The organism is Rhodococcus sp. 105337, assembly GCF_012844225.1.
Classification (GTDB): domain Bacteria; phylum Actinomycetota; class Actinomycetes; order Mycobacteriales; family Mycobacteriaceae; genus Rhodococcus.
Genome location: NZ_JABAGQ010000010.1, coordinates 62,152 through 81,280, shown reverse-complemented (window position 1 = coordinate 81,280; position 19,129 = coordinate 62,152). Strand labels below are relative to the sequence as shown.

At 67.1% G+C, this 19,129-nt stretch carries 22 protein-coding genes; 11 read left to right on the top strand and 11 right to left on the bottom strand.

The genetic code is table 11. The annotated features are described in order from the left end of the window. The first annotated feature begins 10 nt into the window (after positions 1-10). The 7 genes from HF886_RS15955 (at position 11) to HF886_RS15925 (ending at position 4,619) form a co-directional block, all read left to right on the top strand. Complete coding sequence (locus tag HF886_RS15955; protein WP_169652831.1) at positions 11-1,168, top strand: acyl-CoA dehydrogenase family protein; 1,158 nt, start codon at positions 11-13, stop codon at positions 1,166-1,168. 101 nt (positions 1,169-1,269) lie between these two features. Continuing rightward, positions 1,270-1,890 carry an AIM24 family protein gene (locus tag HF886_RS15950; RefSeq protein ID WP_169621046.1) on the top strand — a complete coding sequence of 207 codons (621 nt, stop codon included), beginning with the start codon at positions 1,270-1,272 and terminating at the stop codon, positions 1,888-1,890. Continuing rightward, positions 1,845-2,600 carry an AIM24 family protein gene (locus tag HF886_RS15945; RefSeq protein ID WP_169621045.1) on the top strand — a complete coding sequence of 252 codons (756 nt, stop codon included), beginning with the start codon at positions 1,845-1,847 and terminating at the stop codon, positions 2,598-2,600. Before HF886_RS15950 ends, HF886_RS15945 begins: the two co-directional genes overlap by 46 nt. Beyond that, on the top strand, positions 2,597-3,346 hold the full coding sequence (locus HF886_RS15940; protein ID WP_169652830.1) for an AIM24 family protein: 750 nt from the start codon (positions 2,597-2,599) through the stop codon (positions 3,344-3,346). The genes HF886_RS15945 and HF886_RS15940 overlap by 4 nt, the downstream gene beginning before the upstream one ends. A gap of 137 nt (positions 3,347-3,483) precedes the next feature. Then, a complete protein-coding gene (locus tag HF886_RS15935; protein ID WP_169621043.1) occupies positions 3,484-3,681 on the top strand; it encodes a (2Fe-2S)-binding protein in 198 nt (65 codons plus the stop codon). Positions 3,682-3,729: 48 nt separating this feature from the next. Next, on the top strand, positions 3,730-4,206 hold the full coding sequence (bfr, locus tag HF886_RS15930) for a bacterioferritin (RefSeq protein ID WP_169621042.1): 477 nt from the start codon (positions 3,730-3,732) through the stop codon (positions 4,204-4,206). 122 nt (positions 4,207-4,328) lie between these two features. Then, entirely contained in the window at positions 4,329-4,619 is a 291-nt protein-coding gene (locus HF886_RS15925) for a GNAT family N-acetyltransferase (protein ID WP_169621041.1), read from the top strand. A gap of 34 nt (positions 4,620-4,653) precedes the next feature. On the opposite strand, the gene dmpG is transcribed toward HF886_RS15925, so the two are convergent. From dmpG to HF886_RS15905, 4 genes are all read right to left on the bottom strand, one after another. Further along, positions 4,654-5,718 carry a 4-hydroxy-2-oxovalerate aldolase gene (gene dmpG, locus HF886_RS15920; RefSeq protein WP_169621040.1) on the bottom strand — a complete coding sequence of 355 codons (1,065 nt, stop codon included), beginning with the start codon at positions 5,716-5,718 and terminating at the stop codon, positions 4,654-4,656. Then, on the bottom strand, positions 5,715-6,650 hold the full coding sequence (locus tag HF886_RS15915) for an acetaldehyde dehydrogenase (acetylating) (RefSeq protein ID WP_169621039.1): 936 nt from the start codon (positions 6,648-6,650) through the stop codon (positions 5,715-5,717). The genes dmpG and HF886_RS15915 overlap by 4 nt, the downstream gene beginning before the upstream one ends. A gap of 1 nt (position 6,651) precedes the next feature. Next, positions 6,652-7,494, bottom strand: coding sequence for a fumarylacetoacetate hydrolase family protein (locus HF886_RS15910; RefSeq protein WP_169652829.1), 843 nt, complete (start codon positions 7,492-7,494; stop codon positions 6,652-6,654). 110 nt (positions 7,495-7,604) lie between these two features. Continuing rightward, complete coding sequence (locus HF886_RS15905; protein ID WP_206036885.1) at positions 7,605-8,402, bottom strand: IclR family transcriptional regulator; 798 nt, start codon at positions 8,400-8,402, stop codon at positions 7,605-7,607. A gap of 82 nt (positions 8,403-8,484) precedes the next feature. Between HF886_RS15905 and HF886_RS15900 the strand changes: the two genes are divergently transcribed. Further along, on the top strand, positions 8,485-9,003 hold the full coding sequence (locus HF886_RS15900; RefSeq protein WP_169652828.1) for a DUF1992 domain-containing protein: 519 nt from the start codon (positions 8,485-8,487) through the stop codon (positions 9,001-9,003). Between the two features lie 24 nt (positions 9,004-9,027). Here the strand turns inward: HF886_RS15900 and HF886_RS15895 are convergent, their stop codons facing one another. Next, on the bottom strand, positions 9,028-9,690 hold the full coding sequence (locus HF886_RS15895) for a CoA transferase subunit B (RefSeq protein WP_169621036.1): 663 nt from the start codon (positions 9,688-9,690) through the stop codon (positions 9,028-9,030). Further along, the gene (locus HF886_RS15890) at positions 9,687-10,448 is read right to left on the bottom strand and encodes a CoA transferase subunit A (protein WP_169621035.1); all 762 of its coding nucleotides are present in this window, start codon (positions 10,446-10,448) and stop codon (positions 9,687-9,689) included. The genes HF886_RS15895 and HF886_RS15890 overlap by 4 nt, the downstream gene beginning before the upstream one ends. Positions 10,449-10,663: 215 nt before the next feature. Here HF886_RS15890 and HF886_RS15885 point away from each other — a divergent pair, with 215 nt between their 5' ends. Next, the gene (locus HF886_RS15885) at positions 10,664-11,413 is read left to right on the top strand and encodes an IclR family transcriptional regulator (RefSeq protein ID WP_169652879.1); all 750 of its coding nucleotides are present in this window, start codon (positions 10,664-10,666) and stop codon (positions 11,411-11,413) included. A gap of 10 nt (positions 11,414-11,423) precedes the next feature. On the opposite strand, the gene HF886_RS15880 is transcribed toward HF886_RS15885, so the two are convergent. Genes HF886_RS15880 through HF886_RS15860 form a run of 5 tightly spaced genes read right to left on the bottom strand, consistent with a single transcriptional unit; the run spans position 11,424 to position 17,554 of the window. Then, complete coding sequence (locus HF886_RS15880; protein ID WP_169652827.1) at positions 11,424-12,245, bottom strand: CoA ester lyase; 822 nt, start codon at positions 12,243-12,245, stop codon at positions 11,424-11,426. Continuing rightward, positions 12,242-12,739 (bottom strand): MaoC family dehydratase, encoded by a 498-nt coding sequence (locus HF886_RS15875; protein ID WP_169621033.1) that lies wholly within the window; start codon positions 12,737-12,739, stop codon positions 12,242-12,244. The genes HF886_RS15880 and HF886_RS15875 overlap by 4 nt, the downstream gene beginning before the upstream one ends. Continuing rightward, positions 12,736-13,899 carry an acyl-CoA dehydrogenase family protein gene (locus tag HF886_RS15870; RefSeq protein ID WP_169652826.1) on the bottom strand — a complete coding sequence of 388 codons (1,164 nt, stop codon included), beginning with the start codon at positions 13,897-13,899 and terminating at the stop codon, positions 12,736-12,738. The genes HF886_RS15875 and HF886_RS15870 overlap by 4 nt, the downstream gene beginning before the upstream one ends. After that, a complete protein-coding gene (locus HF886_RS15865; protein WP_169621031.1) occupies positions 13,896-15,902 on the bottom strand; it encodes an acetyl/propionyl/methylcrotonyl-CoA carboxylase subunit alpha in 2,007 nt (668 codons plus the stop codon). Before HF886_RS15865 ends, HF886_RS15870 begins: the two co-directional genes overlap by 4 nt. Before the next feature lie 5 nt (positions 15,903-15,907). Next, positions 15,908-17,554: a carboxyl transferase domain-containing protein gene (locus tag HF886_RS15860; protein ID WP_169652825.1), complete on the bottom strand. Its 1,647-nt coding sequence runs from the start codon at positions 17,552-17,554 to the stop codon at positions 15,908-15,910. A 94-nt stretch (positions 17,555-17,648) separates the two neighbouring features. On the opposite strand from HF886_RS15860, the gene HF886_RS15855 reads away from it, so the two are divergent. Both HF886_RS15855 and HF886_RS15850 read left to right on the top strand, forming a co-directional pair. Further along, a complete protein-coding gene (locus HF886_RS15855; RefSeq protein ID WP_169621029.1) occupies positions 17,649-18,296 on the top strand; it encodes a TetR/AcrR family transcriptional regulator in 648 nt (215 codons plus the stop codon). Next, positions 18,293-19,078: a thioesterase family protein gene (locus HF886_RS15850; RefSeq protein ID WP_169652824.1), complete on the top strand. Its 786-nt coding sequence runs from the start codon at positions 18,293-18,295 to the stop codon at positions 19,076-19,078. Before HF886_RS15855 ends, HF886_RS15850 begins: the two co-directional genes overlap by 4 nt. Positions 19,079-19,129: the final 51 nt, after the last annotated feature.

Genomic DNA, 19,129 nt, shown 5'->3' with positions numbered 1-19,129 from the left:
AGGAATCCGCGTGCAGCGTACGGTGTTCGACGAAGACCACGAAGCGTTCCGTCAGACGGTCCGCGATTTCATCGCCAAAGAGGTCACGCCCGTCTACCACGAGTGGGAGATCGAGGGTCATCCTCCCCGCAAGTTCTACAACCGCCTCGGTGACCTCGGAATTCTCGGGATCCAGGCGCCCGAAGAGTACGGCGGCGGTGGCGAGTCGTCGCTGAAGTTCAACGTCGTGGTGACGGAGGAGACCGCCGCTGCGGGCGTGACGTTCGGCTCGTACTCGGTGCATTCGAACCTGATCCTGCCGTACATCATGCAGCACGCGACGGAAGAGCAGAAGCAGCGGTGGATTCCCGGATTCGCCTCGGGTGACCTGATGTTCGCGATCGCGATGACCGAGCCCGGCACCGGCTCCGACCTCGCGAACATCTCGACCACCGCGAAGCTTTCGGACGACGGCAGCCATTACGTCGTCAACGGCTCCAAGACGTTCATCACCGGTGGCGCACTCGCCGATCGGATCCTGCTGGTGTGCCGGACCTCGCCGTTCGACCCGGAGAACCGCCGTGGTGGCCTGTCGATGCTCGTCGTCGACACCACGAGCGAAGGATTCGCCGTCGGACGCAAACTCGACAAGATCGGGTTGAAGACGTCCGACACAGCCGAGTTGTCGTTCGACGACGTGAAGGTCCCCGTGACGGACCTGCTCGGCAACGAAGGCGAAGCGTTCTCGTACCTGACCCAGAATCTCGCGCAGGAGCGGCTGACCATCGCCTTCGGCGCGGCCGCGACGGCAGCCGCGGCGATCGATCATGCGATCGCATACACCAAGGAGCGCACGGTGTTCGGCAAGCCGGTGGCCTCGTTCCAGAACTCGAAGTTCGTGCTCGCCGAATGCTCGACGGAGTTGCAGGCGATGCAGATCATGGTCGACAACGCGATCGAACTCAACGACCGCGGCGAACTGTCGGTGGCCGACGCGGCGCGGGCGAAGCTCTTCTCCACCGAAGCGGCCGGTCGCATCATCGACAAGTGCCTGCAGTTGCACGGTGGCTACGGCTACATCACCGAATACCCGATCGCGCGCCTGTACGCGGACACGCGCGTGACCCGGATCTTCGGCGGTACCAGCGAGGTCATGAAGACGATCATCGCGAAGGATCTCGGGTTGTAGGACGACTGCCGCGACGGCGCCGCCCGCTCCGGGAGTGGGCGGCGCCGTTGTTCGCGAATGCGGCTGCGCGGTGCGATCGCCCACCCGATATCGTTCGCGACATGCGACTGCTCGTGAAATCGAAACGGGTCATCGAGGCCCAGTTGAGCAACTCCGGGATCCGGGCCCTGTCGGGCTCGATGGTGGCCTACGAGGGACAGGTCGCGTTCAAATCGGCAGGCTTCGGCGGCGGTGAAGGCGTCCTCGCGGGTCTGCGCCAGCGCGCCACGGGCGAGGGCTTGTCGCTGATGGAATGCACCGGGACGGGCGTCGTCTACCTCGCACATCAGGGGCAGGACGTCACGATTCTCGAACTGAACAACGAGACCCTGCAGGTCGAGTCCGAGCAACTGCTCGCGCTGAACGGCAACCTGAACACCAACGTGACGTTCGCGGGATTGCGAGGCGGCATGAGCGGGCAGGGCCTGTTCACCACGACGGTGTCGGGCACGGGTCAGGTCGCGTTGCTGTCCGCGGGTGGTCCGCTGATCCATCTCGAGGTGTCGCCGCAGTATCCCCTCGTCGTCGATCCCGACGCATTCGTCTGTGCCAAGGGACAACTGACGCAGTCCTTCGTCACCGACGTGTCGTGGCGGTCGGTGGTCGGACAGGGCAGTGGCGAAGCCTTCTCCCTCAAATGGGACGGCACGGGCGTGGTGTCCATCCAGCCGGCGGAACGGTAGGGGCGAGAGTGACTTTCACCAAGGTCAACAGCAAGGTCGTCAGCGTGGACCTGAACCGGTCGGGACCCGTCGTCGCTCGTCGCGGCGCGATGCTCTTCTACACCGGTGACGTCCGCTTCGCTCCCCACGGCGTGCCCGGCGGGGCAGGAAGCGCTCCCGGTCTCGGCGGGCTCGCCGGCATGGCCGGGCGGATGATGCAGGGCGAGCACGAGTCGACCATGCTCGCTCAGGGCAACGGCACCGTGCACTACGGATTCCGCGGACTGGAGACCCATGTGGTGGACATGTCCGCCGGCGGGGAGCTTCGCGTGGATGCGTCGCGGCTGCTTGCACACACGGCGGGGCTGCAGAGCACGGTGGTGTCGTCGGGTGCCGCGCAGGCGGGTGGGGGAGGCGGCGGCCTGCTGGGCGCACTCCGGGGCGCCGCGACGGGCGCGGTGACCGGCACGGGAATGTTCACGACACAGCTGTCCGGCTACGGCGCCGCGGTGCTGCTCGCGCACGGCGGCGTCTTCGAACTTCGTGTGGGTGGACCTGCGCCCGTGATCGTCGATCCCCAGGCCTTCGTCGCGGCGAGCGGTGCGGTCCGTACCGAACTGAAATCGTCGATGAGCTGGCGCAATGTGGGCCGCAGCGGCGGAGAGGCCATGCAACTCGAGTGCACCGGTCAAGGCATCGTCTACGTGCAGGCATCGGAGGAGAAACTGTGAGCGTCGTCCTCAATCCCGCGAGCTTCACCGAGAGCGACAACGTTCCCGGAAACAGCTACGCCTACTGCATCGACCTGCAGACGCCGTGGTTCCTGTCGAAGGGCGCGATGATCGCGTACTACGGGCAGGTGCGGTTCTCCGCCCTCACCCACGGACTTCAGGGCGGCCTGCTCGACATGGTGGCCCGCCGGTTCTCGGCACCGATGTATCTCGGCGACTACGTGGTGGCGGACGGCTTCGGGAAGCTGATCCTCGGGGACCGCGGTTACGACATCAACTCCTACGATCTCGACGACGGCAACCTCACGATCCGGCAGTCGAACCTGCTGGCCTTCGAGCCGGGTCTGTCGCTGAATCAGTCGATCGTGCCGGGATTCCTCACGCTGATCGGGACGGGACGGTTCCTCGCGTCGTCGAACGGACCGGTGATGTTCGCCGAACCGCCGCTGCGCGTCGATCCCGAGGCACTCGTCGGCTGGGCCGACTGTCCGTCCCCGAGCCACCACTACGACGAATCGTGGATCACGGGATTCGTCTCCGCCGGCGCACGCCGGTTCGGGGTCCAGTCGGGGGAGGAACGCCAGTTCGACTTCACCGGCGCCGGGACGGTGCTCGTCCAGTCGAGCGAGAAGGTGATCGACGACTCATCGCTGGTCCGTACCCTCGAGCATCAAATTCCGGGCCTCTCACAAAGCGGTCTGCACCGCATCAATCACGTCGTTTCGCAACAGATGCAACAGGGCTAACAGGGGTACCGGACGGTGACGTGAGACCGGACACCGCGCGGAGCAAGTAGATCGAATTGTGACTACGCTCACAGGATAGGCAGACCTAACCAGAGGTAAGGTTTGGGCAACCTAACAACCTCAGGATGGTGGCTCACATGATCGTCTGTAGTTGCCACGCCCTCACGCACCACCACATCGAAGCAGAGGTGGCAGCGGGCGCACGATGCACCCGCGAAGTGAGCGCCGCGTGCCGCGCAGGAACCGACTGCGGCAACTGCGTACGCAACATCTCGGCGATCATCCGGCAGGCGCGCGTCCGAAATGAGACGATCGAGCTCGAGACCGCCGTGTAGCCAGCCCCTGCCCGGCGGTAAACCTGATGGTTCACCCCGGGAGGTGCCATGAAGGGCGACAAGAAGGTCATCGAATACCTGAACGAGCAGTTGACGGCGGAACTCACCGCCATCAATCAGTACTTCCTGCATTCCAAGATGCAAGAAGACCGCGGTTGGTCGAAGCTCGCGGCACACACCCGCGCCGAGTCGTTCGACGAAATGCGCCACGCCGAGACCCTCACCGATCGCATTCTCTACCTCGACGGACTGCCCAACTACCAGCGGCTCGGTTCGCTGCGTCTGGGACAGACCGTGAAGGAGATGCTCCAGGCGGATCTCCAGGTCGAGATCGAGGCTCGCGACCGGCTCCGCAAGGGATCGGAGTACATGCGGTCGGTCAGCGACATCACCTCCGCGAACATCTTCGAGGCGATCCTCGCCGACGAGGAAGAACATATCGACTACCTCGAAACCCAGCTCGACCTGCTCGAGCAGCTGGGCGAACCGCTCTACATCGCTCAGCACATCTCGCCCCCGGAGTAACCAGCTACGGGCACGCAGCGCCCTCGCCGTGAAAACGGGCCGCGACAGATGTCGCGGCCCGTCTTCACGTGCAGGTATCTTCGACGTGCTCGGTCATCTGGTCTCGAGAGTGAGGAAACACCGTGAGTGATTCGTCCGTGAAAGTGGTTCACAATCCCGACCGGCAGCGATACGAACTGGACGACAACGGTTCCGTCATCGGTTACGCCGACTATCACCCCGCCGACGACACTCAGCTCGTGTTCGACCACACCGTGGTCGACGACGCCTATTCCGGTCAGGGCCTCGCCGGCAAACTCGTTCGGTTCGCGCTGGACGACGTGCGCGAACGTGGAAAGCGGGTCGTGCCGGTATGCCCGTTCGTCGACAGCTTCATCGACAAGCATCCGGAGTACCAGGACCTCGTCGCCTGAGAGGTCCTGCCACGACCCGCCTTACACGCGACGGTCAGTGCCCCGCGCGGTTACGCAGGTCGAGTGCGACGTCGGTGATCATGTCCTCCTGGCCGCCGACCAGCCCGCGACGCCCGATCTCGACGAGGATGTCGCGGGTGTCGAGGCCGTAGATGTCCGCAGCGGTCTCCGCGTGACGCAGGAAGCTCGAGTACACACCGGCGTAGCCGAGCGTGAGGGTCTCGCGGTCCACCTGGACCGGCCGGTCCTGCAACGGACGGACGAGATCGTCGGCAGCATCCTGCAGGCCGAACAGATCGCACGAGTGCTTCCATCCGTGCAGATCGGCGACCGCGACGAAGGGTTCGATCGGGCAGTTGCCCGCACCCGCGCCCTGCCCGGCCAGTGACGCATCGACGCGGATGACGCCTTCCTCGACGGCGACGACGGAGTTGGCGACCGAGAGCGACAGGTTCTGGTGGGCGTGGATACCGATCTGCGTGCCCTCCTCGAGAACGTCACGGTAGGCGCGGACACGCTCACGGACGCCGTCCATCGTCAGCCGTCCACCGGAGTCGGTGACGTAGACGCAGTCGGCGCCGTAGGACTCCATGAGCTTGGCCTGGCGAGCGAGTTCTTCCGCGGGAGCCATGTGCGACATCATCAGGAAGCCGGACACGTCCATGCCCAGTTCCTTGGCGGCGGCGATGTGCTGCGCCGACACGTCGGCCTCGGTGCAGTGGGTGGCCACACGCACCGACCGCACACCGAGTTCGTAGGCGCGCTTCAGCTCGTGCACGGTGCCGATACCCGGCAGCAGCAACGTGGTCAGGATGGCCGAATTGATCGCTCCCGCTGCGGCTTCGAGCCATTCCCAGTCGGTGTTGCTACCCGGGCCGTACGTGAGGGAATGGCCGGTGAGCCCGTCGCCGTGCGAGACCTCGATCGCGTCCACGCCGGCACGGTCCAGTGCGCCCGCGATCGCTGCGACGTCGTCGGGGGTGATGCGGTGACGGATGGCGTGCATGCCGTCGCGCAGGGTGACGTCCTGGATGTACAGGGCCGTGCCGTGACTCGCGTACTCGCGCTGTCCGGCGTCGTTGGTGGTCGTCTCGCTCATGCCGAAACCTGCTCCTTCTTGCGTGCCGCGACTGCCCGGCCGACCTGCAGGGCCGCGGACGTCATGATGTCGAGATTGCCCGCGTACTCGGGCAGGTAGTGCGCTGCGCCCTTGACTTCGAGGAACACCGCGACCTTCCACATCGGTCCGGTGTGTTCGGTCAGCGTTCCGACGGTCTCGGTCATCGGGGTGAACTGGATTTCCTGCTTGAGCTTGTATCCGGGCACGTAGGTGGATACCTTCGCGACCATCGCCTCGACCGACGCGACGATCTCGTCCTTGCGGTCTTCGCCGACCAGCGCAAGAACGGTGTCGCGCATGATCATCGGGGGTTCGGCCGGGTTCAGGATGATGATCGCCTTGCCGCGGGCGGCGCCGCCGATCTTCTCGATCGCTTGCGACGTGGTCTCGGTGAACTCGTCGATGTTGGCGCGCGTGCCGGGGCCGGCCGACTTGGAGGAGATCGATGCGACGATCTCGGCCCAGTACACCGGCGTCACCTGCGAGATGGCAGCGACGATCGGGATGGTCGCCTGGCCACCGCAGGTGACCATGTTGACGTTGGGAGCGTCGAGGTGCTCGTCGAGGTTCACCGGCGGCACCACGTAGGGGCCGATCGCAGCGGGCGTGAGATCGATCAGGATCTTGCCGTGCGGGCGCAGCATCTTCTCGTTGTATTCGTGCGCCTTCGCCGAGGTCGCGTCGAACACGATCTCGATCTCGCCGAACCGGGGATGCTCGATGAGGCCTTCGACGCCGGTGGCGATGGCGTCGATGCCCAGCCGCTTCGCGCGGGCCAGGCCGTCGGACTCGGGGTCGATGCCCACCAGGGCGATCGTCTCGAGTTCGCTGTCCGCCAGCCTCTTGATCTTGATGAGCAGGTCGGTGCCGATGTTGCCCGGCCCGATGATGGCGACCTTGGTCGTGGTCATGTCAGTTCTCCTGTGCCGAAGACGGTGAGGTCGAGAAGGGGGCGGTGACGGAGCCGAGAGTGGAGATCTCGGCGCGCACCGTGACCCCGGGAGGGGCGGACACCATCGGTCCGAGTGCACCGGACAGCACCACCTGGCCGGCGGTCAGCGGCTGTCCGAATTCGCGCGCAGTGCGGGCGAGCCACAGCAAGGCGTTCAACGGATCGCCGAGGCAGGCTGCCCCGGTGCCCTCCGAGACGAGTTCGTCGTCGATGTACATCCGCATGGTCGTGTCGATCGGCTCGAAATCGGCGAGGGACACGCGGTGGGAGCCGAGCACGTAGAGACCGCTCGACGCATTGTCCGCGACCGTATCGGTGATCTTGATGTCCCATCCGGCGACCCTGCTGTCGACGATTTCCAGCGCCGCGACCGCATAGTCCACGGCGCCCCGCACCTTGTCGAGGTCGAGATCGTCGTCATCGAGGTCTGCGGAGAGCACGAACGCGATCTCCGCCTCGGCCTTCGGCTGGAGCAGCCGGTCGCTGGGGACCTCGTCGAGATCGGTGACATCCATATCGTCGAACAGCACCCCGAAATCAGGGCGGTTCACGCCGAGTTGCTGCTGGACTGCCGGGGAGGTGAGGCCGATCTTGCGCCCCACAATGCGGGCGCCGGAGGCGAGTTTGTGCTCGGTCAGGTGCTGCTGCACCGCGTAGGCCAGGTCGATGTCGGTTTCACCGAGCAGATCCCGCACCGGCGCACACGGCACGGCGGTGCGAGCGGCATCGATGAGCCGGCCGGCCGCTGCGCCGACGGTGTCGAGAGATGCGGCATCGCCCGCGGAATGGGGAGTAGTGGTCATCAGGTCCTCGTCGATCGATGGGTAACTCCATCGTGGGGGTACGAGTACCGCTTACCTAGCCGTAGGTTCCGCTCAGTGGAACGCGTGGCGCCGGATCATCCGGGAGCCGCTCACAGAGTCCGCAGGGCCGCACGACGGGCCAGGGTCGATGCGACGCCCGCCGCCGCCGCCTTCACCGCCGCCGCGTGTTTCTCGGGCCGGAACCGCGTGGCGGGCCCGGTGACGCTGATCGCGGCGACCGGATCCTCGTCTCCCAGAAGCACGGGTGCGGCGACACACACCAGCCCGACCGCCGATTCCTCGTGCTCGAACGCGACGCCCGTGCTCGCGATGCGATCGATGTGGTCGCGGAACCGGCCCGGCGCGGTGATCGTGCGCGGTGTCTTGCGGGCGAGCCCGGCATCCACGACGTCCACGAACAGCGCCGGCGACGAGAACGCGAGCAGCGCCTTGCCGATGGCAGTGCAGTACATGGGCATTCGTCCACCGACTCGCGACGGCGCCGGGGCCGGGCGATGGCCACCGATCTTCGAGACGTAGACGACTTCGGTGCCTTCGGGCACTCCGAGGTGCACGGTTTCATGGGTCCGCTCGTACAGGTCTTCCATGAACGGAATGGCGACCTCGAGCAGTCGTCGTTCCACCGACGCGCGCATGCCGAGTTCGAACATCCGGCCGCCGAGCCGATACCCGGACGCATCCTTGTCGAGCAATCGGACGTCGATCAGATCGTTGACCACGCGGTGGAGAGTGCCCTTGGCCAGACCCGTGCGACGGCCGAGTTCGGCGAGGGTCACTCCGTGGTCGTCGGCGGTGAAGGCGTGCAGGACGGTGACGACCTTGCCGAGCACGGTCGAAGTGTCCACGGGCGGGTCGGCCGCCCGGCGCGTCGGCCGCTGTCCTTCCATGTGCCACAGGGTATGCCACCGCCGAGACCGAACCGCAACGCATCGTCCGCGCGGTGCCGGATCGCGGTGGCATCCTGGACCGGTGACCGAGCGGAAACGACCGGACATCTCCTTCGAGACGTGGATCGAACGGCAGATCCGCGCCGCACAGGAGCGCGGCGACTTCGACGACCTCCCTGGTGCGGGAAAACCCATCCCCGATCACGGCGACGACGAATTGTGGTGGGTCAAGGCCTACCTCGCCCGGCAGGGACTCTCGACGGAGGCATTGCTGCCGCTGCCCCTCCAATTGCGCCGGGAAATCGAGCGGCTACCCGAGACCGTGGCGAACGTGCCGTCCGAGCAGTCGGTCCGGGAGATCGTCGCGGGGCTCAACCGGCGGGTGGTGGAATACATGCTCCAGCCTGGTCAGCTACCGATCCCGGTCCACAAGGTGGACGTCGACGCAGTGGTCGAAACCTGGCGGGCCGGGAGACAGGCACGCCGGGAAGAAGCCCGGCGCGCCCTCCTCGCTGCCCAGGAAGGCCGTTCGGATCCCCCGTCCAGCCGCGCACGACCGGCACGGAGGCGGTCGCTCTTCCGGTGGTTCCGCGCCGGATGACCGGCACCGGAACCACCGGCGATGTCATGCGAGGTCGACGGTGAGCGGCGCGCCGGTCGCGGCGGCCACCTGTTCTTCCGTCACACCCGGTGCGCATTCGCGCAGGACCAACCCGGCGTCCGTCACGTCGATGACCGCGAGGTCGGTGATGATCCGCTGGACCACGCCCTCGCCGGTCAGCGGCAACGAGCACCGCTCGACGATCTTCGGCTTGCCCGTCTTGTCGGTGTGCTCCATGAGCACGATGACCTTGCGGGCACCGTGCACGAGATCCATCGCGCCACCCATGCCCTTGACCATCTTGCCCGGCACCATCCAGTTCGCCAGATCGCCCGTGGCCGAGACCTCCATGCCGCCGAGTACCGCGGTGTCGATGTGCCCGCCGCGAATCATCCCGAAGCTCAGCGCGGAGTCGAAGAACGCCGCGCCCGCGTTGACCGTGACGGTCTCCTTGCCGGCATTGATCAGATCCGCGTCGATCGCCTCTTCCTCGGGGTACGGGCCGGTACCGAGGATGCCGTTCTCGCTGTGCAGGGTGACCCGCACGCCGTCGGGCAGGTAATTCGGAATCAGCGTGGGCAGCCCGATCCCCAGGTTCACGTACTCGCCGGGTTCCAGCTCCTGCGCGGCGCGCGCCGCCATCTGCGTGCGCGTCCAGCCCACTGCCCGTTCGACCTCGACGCTCATGATGCCGCTCCTGCCTTGACGGTCCGCTTCTCGATCTGCTTGTCCTGCGCCCCGGTGTGCACGATCCGGTCGACGAAGATCCCCGGCAGGTGCACCTCTCCGGGCTCGATCTCGCCCGGCTCGACAAGTTCCTCGACCTGCGCGATGCACACCCGTCCGGCCATGGCGGCCAACGGGTTGAAGTTCATCGCCGCCTTGTTGAACACCAGGTTCCCTTCGGTGTCCCCCTTCAGGGCGTGCACCAGGGCGAAGTCCGCGGTGATCGACTCCTCGAGCACGTACTTCTTGCCCCGGAACTCACGGACCTCTTTCGCCGGTGACGCCACCGCGACGCCTCCCTCGGCGTCGTACCGCCACGGCAGCCCACCGAGCGCGATCGGAGTTCCCACGCCGGCCGGGGTGAAGAACGCGGGAATGCCCGCGCCACCGGCACGCAACTTCTCCGCCAGCGTGCCTTGTGGCGTCAATTCCACCTCGAGTTCCCCGGAGAGGTACTGACGGGCGAACTCCTTGTTCTCGCCCACGTACGACGCGGTCACCCGGCGGATTCTCTTGTCGCCGAGAAGTATTCCCAGTCCGTGGCCGTCGACCCCACAGTTGTTGGAGAACACTTCGAGGTCGGTCACGCCCGCCTCGGCGAGCGCCTGGATCAGAATGTCGGGGATGCCGCACAGGCCGAACCCGCCCACCGCAAGGGACGAACCGTCTGTCACGTCCGCGACGGCCTCCACCGCGGACCGGAACACTTTCGTTGCCAACGCACACCTCTCGGGTCAGGGGAATCCGCGACCTCGTCGGGCCGCCGACGTCCATTCAATGAACGTCGTCCTTCTCGTCCCACCAATAAAGTTGCTGCAGGTGAGATTCACAAGTGAGCGCGCCGAGAATGCGAAAATTGCTCGCTATCCGGACACACGGACAAGATTCGTTCATTCAGTGGACGTAGGATAAGCCCGTGACCGCCCAAGGACAGCTGATCGGCAGAGTGAGCGCGCTGCTGCGGGCCGTGTCGTCGTACGAACCGGACGGGGCCTCGACGTCGGACCTTGCCCGGGCGACCGACCTGGCCCGGCCGACCGTCCACCGGCTCCTCGGCTCGCTCGCCGACGAAGGTCTGGTCGACCGGGACCCGAAGTCGGGCCGATGGTCGCTCGGGCCCGAGCTGTACCTGCTGGGTTCGGTGGCAGCCACCCGATACGACATCACCGACCTGGCCGGAGACGTGCTTCGCGACCTTGCCCGCGAATCCGGGGAAAGCGCGTTCCTGTCCGCGCGCCGTGGAGACGAAACGGTGTGCGTGGCAAGCGAAGAAGGTAGTTTCCCGTTGCGTTCACACGTGCTGCACATCGGAATCCGGTTTCCGCTCGGGGTCGCGTCCGCCGGGCTCGCCATCCTGTCCCACATGTCCGACAAGGACATCGACGATTACCTCTCCCGCGTCGACCTCACGGCCACGTGGGGGGCACAGCACTCGCGCGACGCCGTCGAAGAGCGGATCGCCGCGACACGCCTGGCCGGCTACTCCGTCAATCCCGCACTGATCGTCGAGGGCAGCTGGGGGATGGGCGCGGCCGTCTTCGACCACAGAGGAGCCCCGACGTGGGCGCTGAGCCTGACCGGCGTGGAAAGTCGCTTCCGTGCCGATCGCACACCCGACGTCGGGGCTCTGTTGCTCGGTGGGGCACACCGCCTCACCCAGCTGTTACGTCACCGCACGCGCTGACGCCTCCGGATCACGACGGCGTGCTCGCGGCGGCACGCTGAAGCAGCCGTTCGGCGTGGCGCAATACCGGAGCGTCGACCATCTTGCCCTCGAAGTCGAACACCCCCCGCTCCGACCCGGCCGCGTCGAGTACCCTTCTCGCCCAATCTTCTTCGTCCGGCGTGGGTGCGTAGGCGCGGCGGATCACGTCGATCTGGCCCGGGTGGATCGCAACCTTGATGTCGAATCCGACCGCTACGGCGTCGAGTGCCTCGTCGTGCAGACCGTCGGTGTCCTTGATGTTCAGGTACACCGAATCGAGTGCCCAGCGCGCGTAGCCCTTCGCCGCGAGCAACGTGACCGCCCGGGCGTGCTGGGCGACCCCGCGGTAGAGCCCGTCCGGCCCACGGCTGGAGTTGCCACCCAGTCCCGCCACGAGATCCTCGGCACCCCACATCATTCCGATGGTGTTGTCGGCCTTCGCGATGCTCTCGACCGCGAGCACACCGAGCGGAGACTCCACGAGCGCGACCACCTCGAGCGGCGCGAGGGATCGCACCTGTTCGCCGCTCTCACACTTCGGCAGCATCACCCGCGTGTACGGGGTGCGGCTCAGTGCCTCGAGGTCGGGTCCGTGGTCTTCGGTGCCGACCGGGTTGATCCGCACCACGGTGCGCTCGGGATCGAGCGGTGTGGCGACGAGTGCGTCGCGGGCGGCCTGCTTGTCGGCCGGCGCCACGGCATCCTCGAGGTCGATGATGACCACGTCCGCACGGGCGGCAGCCTTGGCGTAGCGGTCGGGTCGGTCGGCCGGGCAGAACAGCCACGCCGGGCCGGGAAGTGTCCATGTCATGTCGTGGGCCTCTTCTGCACGAGGGTCTGGCGGACTGCGATCCCGACAACGTCACCGTGCTGGTTGCGCCCGGTGTGCTCGAGGGTGACGATGCCTTCGCCCGGGCGGCTCTTGGATTCACGCTTGTCGAGGATCTTGGTCTCCACGTACAGCGTGTCGCCGTGGAACAACGGCTTCGGGAAGGAGACCTCGGAGAAACCGAGGTTCGCGACGATCGTTCCCTGCGTCAGCTGCGCGACGGAGAGACCGATCATGGTCGACAGGGTGAACATCGAGTTCACCAGCCGCTCCCCGAACGCGGTGCCCGCCGCATACGCGGCATCGAGATGCAGCGCTTGAGTATTCATGGTCTGCGTGGTGAACAGAACGTTGTCGGCTTCGGTGATGGTGCGGCCGGGCCGGTGCTCGTAGACCGCGCCGAGTTCGAATTCTTCGAACCACAGTCCACGCTGCGTGATGCGTTTCGCGTTCTCCGCGGGCGCCGTGTCGCTCACAGTCCCAGTTCCCGTCCGACGAGCATGAGCTGCACCTCGGTGGTGCCCTCTCCGATCTCGAGGATCTTGCTGTCGCGGTAGTGCCGCGCGACGGCGTATTCGTTCATGAATCCGTAGCCGCCGTGGATCTGGGTGGCGTCGCGGGCGTTGTCCATCGCCGCCTCCGACGCCACGAGCTTCGCGATCGCGGCCTGCTTCTTGAACGGACGGCCCGCGAGCATCGCCGAGGCGGCGTCGTAGTACGCGGTGCGCGCCGTGTGGGCACGCGCGTCCATCCGGGCGATCTTGAACGCGATTGCCTGGTTGCTGCCGATCGGGCTGCCGAATGCCTCGCGTTCCTTGGCGTACTTGACCGACTCGTCGACGCAGCCCTGCGCGGCACCGGTGGACAGCGCAGCGATCGCGATGCGGCCCTCGTCGAGGATCCGCAGGAAGTTGGCGTACCCGCGGCCGCGTTCGCCCAGCAGGTTTTCCTCGGGCACCCGCACATCGCTGAACGTCAGCGGATGGGTGTCGGACGCGTTCCATCCCACCTTGTTGTAGGCGGGTTCGGCGGTGAATCCGGGAGTGGAGGCCGGAACGAGGATCGTGGAGATCTCCTTCTTGCCGTTGTCCCGCACGCCGGTGACCGCGGTGACGGTGACGAGCGAGGTGATGTCGGTGCCGGAGTTCGTGATGAACTGCTTGTTGCCGTTGATGACCCACTCGCCGCCGTCGAGCTTCGCGGTGGTCTTCGTCCCGCCCGCGTCGCTACCCGCGCCGGGCTCGGTCAGGCCGAAGGCCGCGAGGTTCCGGCCGCTCGCGAGCTGCGGAAGCCATTCCTGCTTCTGCGCCTCGGTACCGAACCGGTAGATCGGCATGGCGCCGAGCGACACGCCGGCCTCGAGCGTGATCGCGACCGACTGGTCGACTTTGCCGAGTTCCTCGAGCGCGAGGCACAGAGCGAAGTAGTCCCCGCCCATTCCGCCGTACTCCTCGGGGAAAGGCAGACCGAACAGACCCATGTCCGCCATGCCCGCGACCACTTCGTAGGGGAACGAATGCTCGGCGTCGTGCTTGGCCGCGACCGGCGCGACGACGGTGCGCGCGAAGTCGGCGACCGTCTTGCGCAGCTGCTCGTACTCGTCGGGAAGCTGCCCGGTTGCCAGATATTCCGTCATTCCGTTGCCTCTTTCGTATCGGCGTGCGGGGTGACCCGCGCGAGAAGTTGATCGACCTTGACCTGCTCACCCGCAGCGGCGAAGAGCTCTACGGTGCCGGCGACCGGCGCGGTGAGCGAATGCTCCATCTTCATGGCTTCGACGACCACGATCGTCTCTCCGGCAGCGACTTCGGCGCCTGATTCCACCGCGACCGCGATGACCGCGCCGGGCATCGGGCTGGTGATGTCGGCGTTGCCGGCGTGCGCGTCGTCCCCGCGTACCCCTGCCTCCGCGACTTCACGGACCGAGACACTGCCGTGGCCGTCGGCGAGCCAGATCGCGCCGTCGGACTCGGCCACGCGGAAGACGTGGCGGCGTCCGTCGAGCACGACGGCGAGCACAGATCCGTCGAGCGTCACGGACACCGAACTACGTTCGCCGTCTTCGACACTCGCGACTCCGGCGGCGGGCGTTCCGCTGAACCCCACGTGCACGGTGCGATCGCCCGAGGTGAGACGGAAGGTCGCGGGCAGATGGGTACCGACGCGCCAGCCGTCCGGCACCGACCACGGGTCGGAGTTCGCGGCCGACCAGTGCTGCAACCAGAGGTGTGCGGCAGCCGCGACGAACGTGGTGTCCGACGTACCCGGGGCGGCGTAGTCCTCGAGACGCCGGTCGAGCAGGCCCGTGTCGAGGGCACCGGCGACGACTTCGTCGTCGGCGAGCAGGAAACGCACGAAGTCGACATTGGTGACCACACCCAGGACGGCCGTGTCGGCGAGTGCCCGGTCGAGGCGGCGCAGTGCGCCCGCGCGGTCGGCGGCGTGGGCGATGACCTTGGCCAGCATCGGGTCGTAATCGCTGCCCACGATCGTGCCGGCCTGCACGCCGGAATCGACCCGCACTCCCGGTCCGGAAGGCTCGACGACGTCGGCGACATGGCCGCCGGTGGGCAGGAAGCCGCGGGCCGGGTCCTCTGCGTAGATGCGCGCTTCGATGGCGTGACCGTTGAGGGTGATGTCCTCCTGGCCGAACCCCAGCGGTTCACCGGCGGCAATCCGGACCTGCCATTCGACGAGGTCGAGACCCGTCACCATTTCCGTGACGGGGTGCTCGACCTGCAGGCGGGTGTTCATCTCCATGAAGAAGAATTCGTCGGGCCGGTCCGCGGACACGATGAACTCGACGGTGCCCGCACCGGTGTAGTCGACACTGCGGGCGGTGTTGCAGGCCGCTTCACCGATGCGGGCGCGTGTGACCGCGTCGAGCAGCGGCGACGGAGCCTCTTCGACGACCTTCTGGTGGCGGCGCTGCAGACTGCATTCGCGCTCGCCCAGGTGGACGACGTTGCCGTGCGTGTCGGCGAGGATCTGCACCTCGATGTGGCGGGGGCGCTGGACGAACCGCTCCAGGAACAGCGTGTCGTCACCGAACGACGACGCGGCCTCACGACGGGCCGACGCGAGCGCGGCGGGAAGGTCCGCCGGATCGGTGACCAGACGCATGCCCTTTCCGCCGCCACCGGCGGACGGCTTGACCAGCACCGGATAGCCGACCTCGTCGGCTCCGGCGATCAAGTCGGCGTCGGTCAGTCCCGGCCGCGAGATGCCGGGCACGACGGGAACCCCGAATTCCGAGACCGCGCTCTTCGCGGTGATCTTGTCGCCCATCGTCTCGATGGCATGCGCCGACGGGCCGAGGAATGCGATACCCGCTGTGGCGCAGGCGGCGGCGAATGCAGCGTTCTCCGAGAGGAACCCGTATCCCGGATGGATCGCCTGCGCACCCGTCGCGACGGCCGCGTCGATGACCTTGTCGATCGCGAGGTAGCTCTCGCGTGCCGCCGCAGGACCGAGCAGAACGGCGGTGTCGGCCTCGCGCACGTGCCGCGCGTCGCGGTCGGCTTCGCTGAAGACCGCGACCGAGCGCAGTCCCATATCCTTCAGGGTCCGGATGACGCGCACGGCGATCTCACCGCGGTTGGCTACCAGGACCGTATCGATCCGATTCGTATCGCTCATGTCGCTCACATCCGGAAGACGCCGTAGGAGACCGGCTCGAGGGGCGCGTTGGCGCACACCGAAAGTGCCAGTCCGAGAACTTTTCTGGTATCGACAGGGTCGATGATGCCGTCGTCCCAGAGTCGGGCCGTCGAGTAGTAGGGGTTGCCCTGCTCCTCGTACTGCGCGCGGATCGGCGCTTTGAATTCCTCTTCCTGCTCGGCGGTCCACGGGTTGCCCGAGGCGTCGAGCTGGTCGGACCGTACGGTCGCGAGCACCGACGCGGCCTGCTCGCCGCCCATCACGGAGATGCGCGCGTTGGGCCACATCCACAGGAATCGCGGCGAGTACGCACGGCCACACATCGAGTAGTTGCCGGCGCCGTACGAGCCGCCGATGACGACGGTCAGTTTCGGAACCCGGGCGCACGCGACGGCGGTGACCATCTTGGCGCCGTGCTTGGCGATGCCACCGGCCTCGTAGTCGCGGCCGACCATGAAGCCGGAAATGTTCTGGAGGAACAGCAGCGGGATCGAGCGCTTGTCGCACAGTTCGATGAAATGCGCTCCCTTGACGGCGGATTCGCCGAAGAGCACGCCGTTGTTTGCGACGATGCCCACCGGGTGCCCGTGGATGCGCGCGAATCCGGTCACGAGCGTCTTGCCGTACTCCGCCTTGAACTCGTGGAAGCTGCTGGACCCCCGGCCGGCACCGCCGGCACCGCCTGTACCGTCGGCACCGCCGGCGCCGTCGACGATGCGGGAGATGACCTCGTGCACGTCGTAGGGGATCCGCGAGTCGGTGGGGACCACGTCGTACAGCGTCTCCGGGGACTTCTCGGGTTCGACGGTGGGCTCGACGTCCCAGGGCCGCTCCGCCCGGGGACCGAAGGTGGAGGCGATGTCGCGCACGATGCGGAGGGCGTCGCGGTCGTCCTCGGCGAGATGGTCGGTCACGCCCGAGACCTTCGAGTGCAGGTCGCCGCCGCCGAGTTCCTCTGCGGTGACCACCTCACCGGTCGCAGCCTTCACGAGCGGGGGGCCGCCGAGGAAGATGGTGCCCTGGTTCCGGACGATGACGGCTTCGTCGCTCATCGCGGGCACGTAGGCGCCGCCGGCGGTGCACGACCCGAGCACCGCGGCGATCTGCGGAATGCCCTTGGCGCTCATCGTCGCCTGGTTGTAGAAGATGCGGCCGAAGTGCTCGCGGTCCGGGAAGACCTCGTCCTGCCGGGGAAGGAACGCGCCGCCGGAGTCGACGAGGTAGAGGCAGGGCAGGTTGTTCTGCAACGCCACCTCTTGCGCCCGCAGGTGCTTCTTCACCGTGACGGGGTAGTACGTGCCGCCCTTGACGGTCGCGTCGTTGGCGACGATCACGCATTCGCGACCGGCCACCCGGCCGATTCCGGTGATGATGCCGGCGCCGGGGCACTCGTCGCCGTACATGCCGGTGGCGGCGAGCGGTGAGAGTTCCAGGAACGGGCTGCCGGTGTCGAGGAGGCCGTCGACGCGGTCGCGGGGAAGCAGTTTGCCGCGGGAGACATGCCGCTCACGGGATTTTTCGTTGCCGCCGAGCGCTGCCGCGGCAAGCCTGTCGCGGAGCTCTCCGACCAGCTGTTCGTGCTGGTCGCGGCTGGTTGTCGAGATCGCCTGAGCGGTCGTCACGGACACCATCCTCGGTAGATTGAACTAATCGCCATTAACTGAAATCTAGGTTAGTTATGATTAACCGAGTTGTCCAGATCACAGACGAGTGGAGTTTCCCGCCATGCATGAGCCTGCCGAAGAAGCGGCGCCTCCCGCGCCGACCCGGCGGAGCCTCGCCAAAGCCGAGCGCCGCGCGCAGCTGCTCCGGGCCGCCGCCCGCCTGATCGCCGAGCGCGGCTTCGCCGGGGTCCGGCTCGAGGACCTCGGCGCGGCCGTGGGCATCAGCGGCCCGGCCGTCTACCGGCACTTCCCCAACAAGGACGCCCTGCTCGTCGAACTCCTCGTCGACATCAGCCGACGGCTGCTCGCCGGCGGCACCGCGGTCGTCGCCGACACCACCGACCCGCGTGACGCGCTCGGGAGACTCGTCGACTTCCATCTCGACTTCGCCCTCGGGGACCCCGACCTCATCCGCGTCCAGGACCGGGAACTGCATTCGCTTCCCGACGACGCGCGACGCGAGGTGCGCGTCACCCAGCGCCGCTACGTCGAGATCTGGGTGGGGACTCTCTGCCGCATCACCCCGGGTCTGGCCGAGTCGGATGCACGCACGATGGCTCACGCGACCTTCGGCCTGATCAACTCCACACCGCACAGCGCCGACCCGCGCTCACCCGAGGGCACCCGTGCCGTCCTCCGCCTGATGGCCCTCTCGGCGCTCGACGCCGCCCCACTCCTCCGACCGACGACACCCACGAAGGACTCATGAGCTACTTCGAACGACTCGGCCCCGCGTCCTTCCGCGCGACCCGCCATGTGAGCGGCGCGTGGAACGAGGCCGAACAGCACATCGCCCCCGCGCTGGGCCTGCTCGCCCACGTCATCGAATCCGACCGCGACGCCCGCCGCGACGACGGGCCGGTGATGGCCCGCCTGTCGTACGACATCCTGGGAACCGTGCCCGTCGGCCCCGTCGACACCGCCGTGGAGGTCCTGCGGCCGGGACGCACGATCGAACTGGTCGAGGCCGCACTGAGCCACGGAGGCCGCACCGTCGTGCGGGCACGCGCATGGCTCATGCAGCCGCGGCCCACCGCCGAACTCGCAGGTTCGACGCTGTCGCGCATCGCACCGCCCGAGGACACCGAACCGTGGGATCCCACCACCGTGTGGCCGGGCGGTTTCATCGAGTCGGTCGAGGTTCGCCGGACGAGCGCCGGGCCCGGGCGTGCGTCCTTCTGGGTTCGCACACCGATCACGCTCGTCGACGACGACAAGGTGAGCACCCTCGCCGCTGCCGCAGGACTGTTCGACATCGCGAACGGCATGGCGGTGCGGGCGGATCCGCAGAAGGTCGCGTTCCCCAACCTCGACCTCACCGTCCACCTGTTCGCCGAACCCCGCGGCGACTGGGTCGGTTTCGATACCTCGGTCTCGTTCGGAGCCGACGGGATCGGTCTGACGAGCACCGTGCTGCACGACACGTCCGGCCCGATCGGCACGATGTCGCAGGTCCTCACCGTGCGCCCCGGCACACCGGAAGGCCCGTAACGCAGTCGTTACCCGGGGTAATCGAACGGTTGATCCGAGAGCACTACCGTC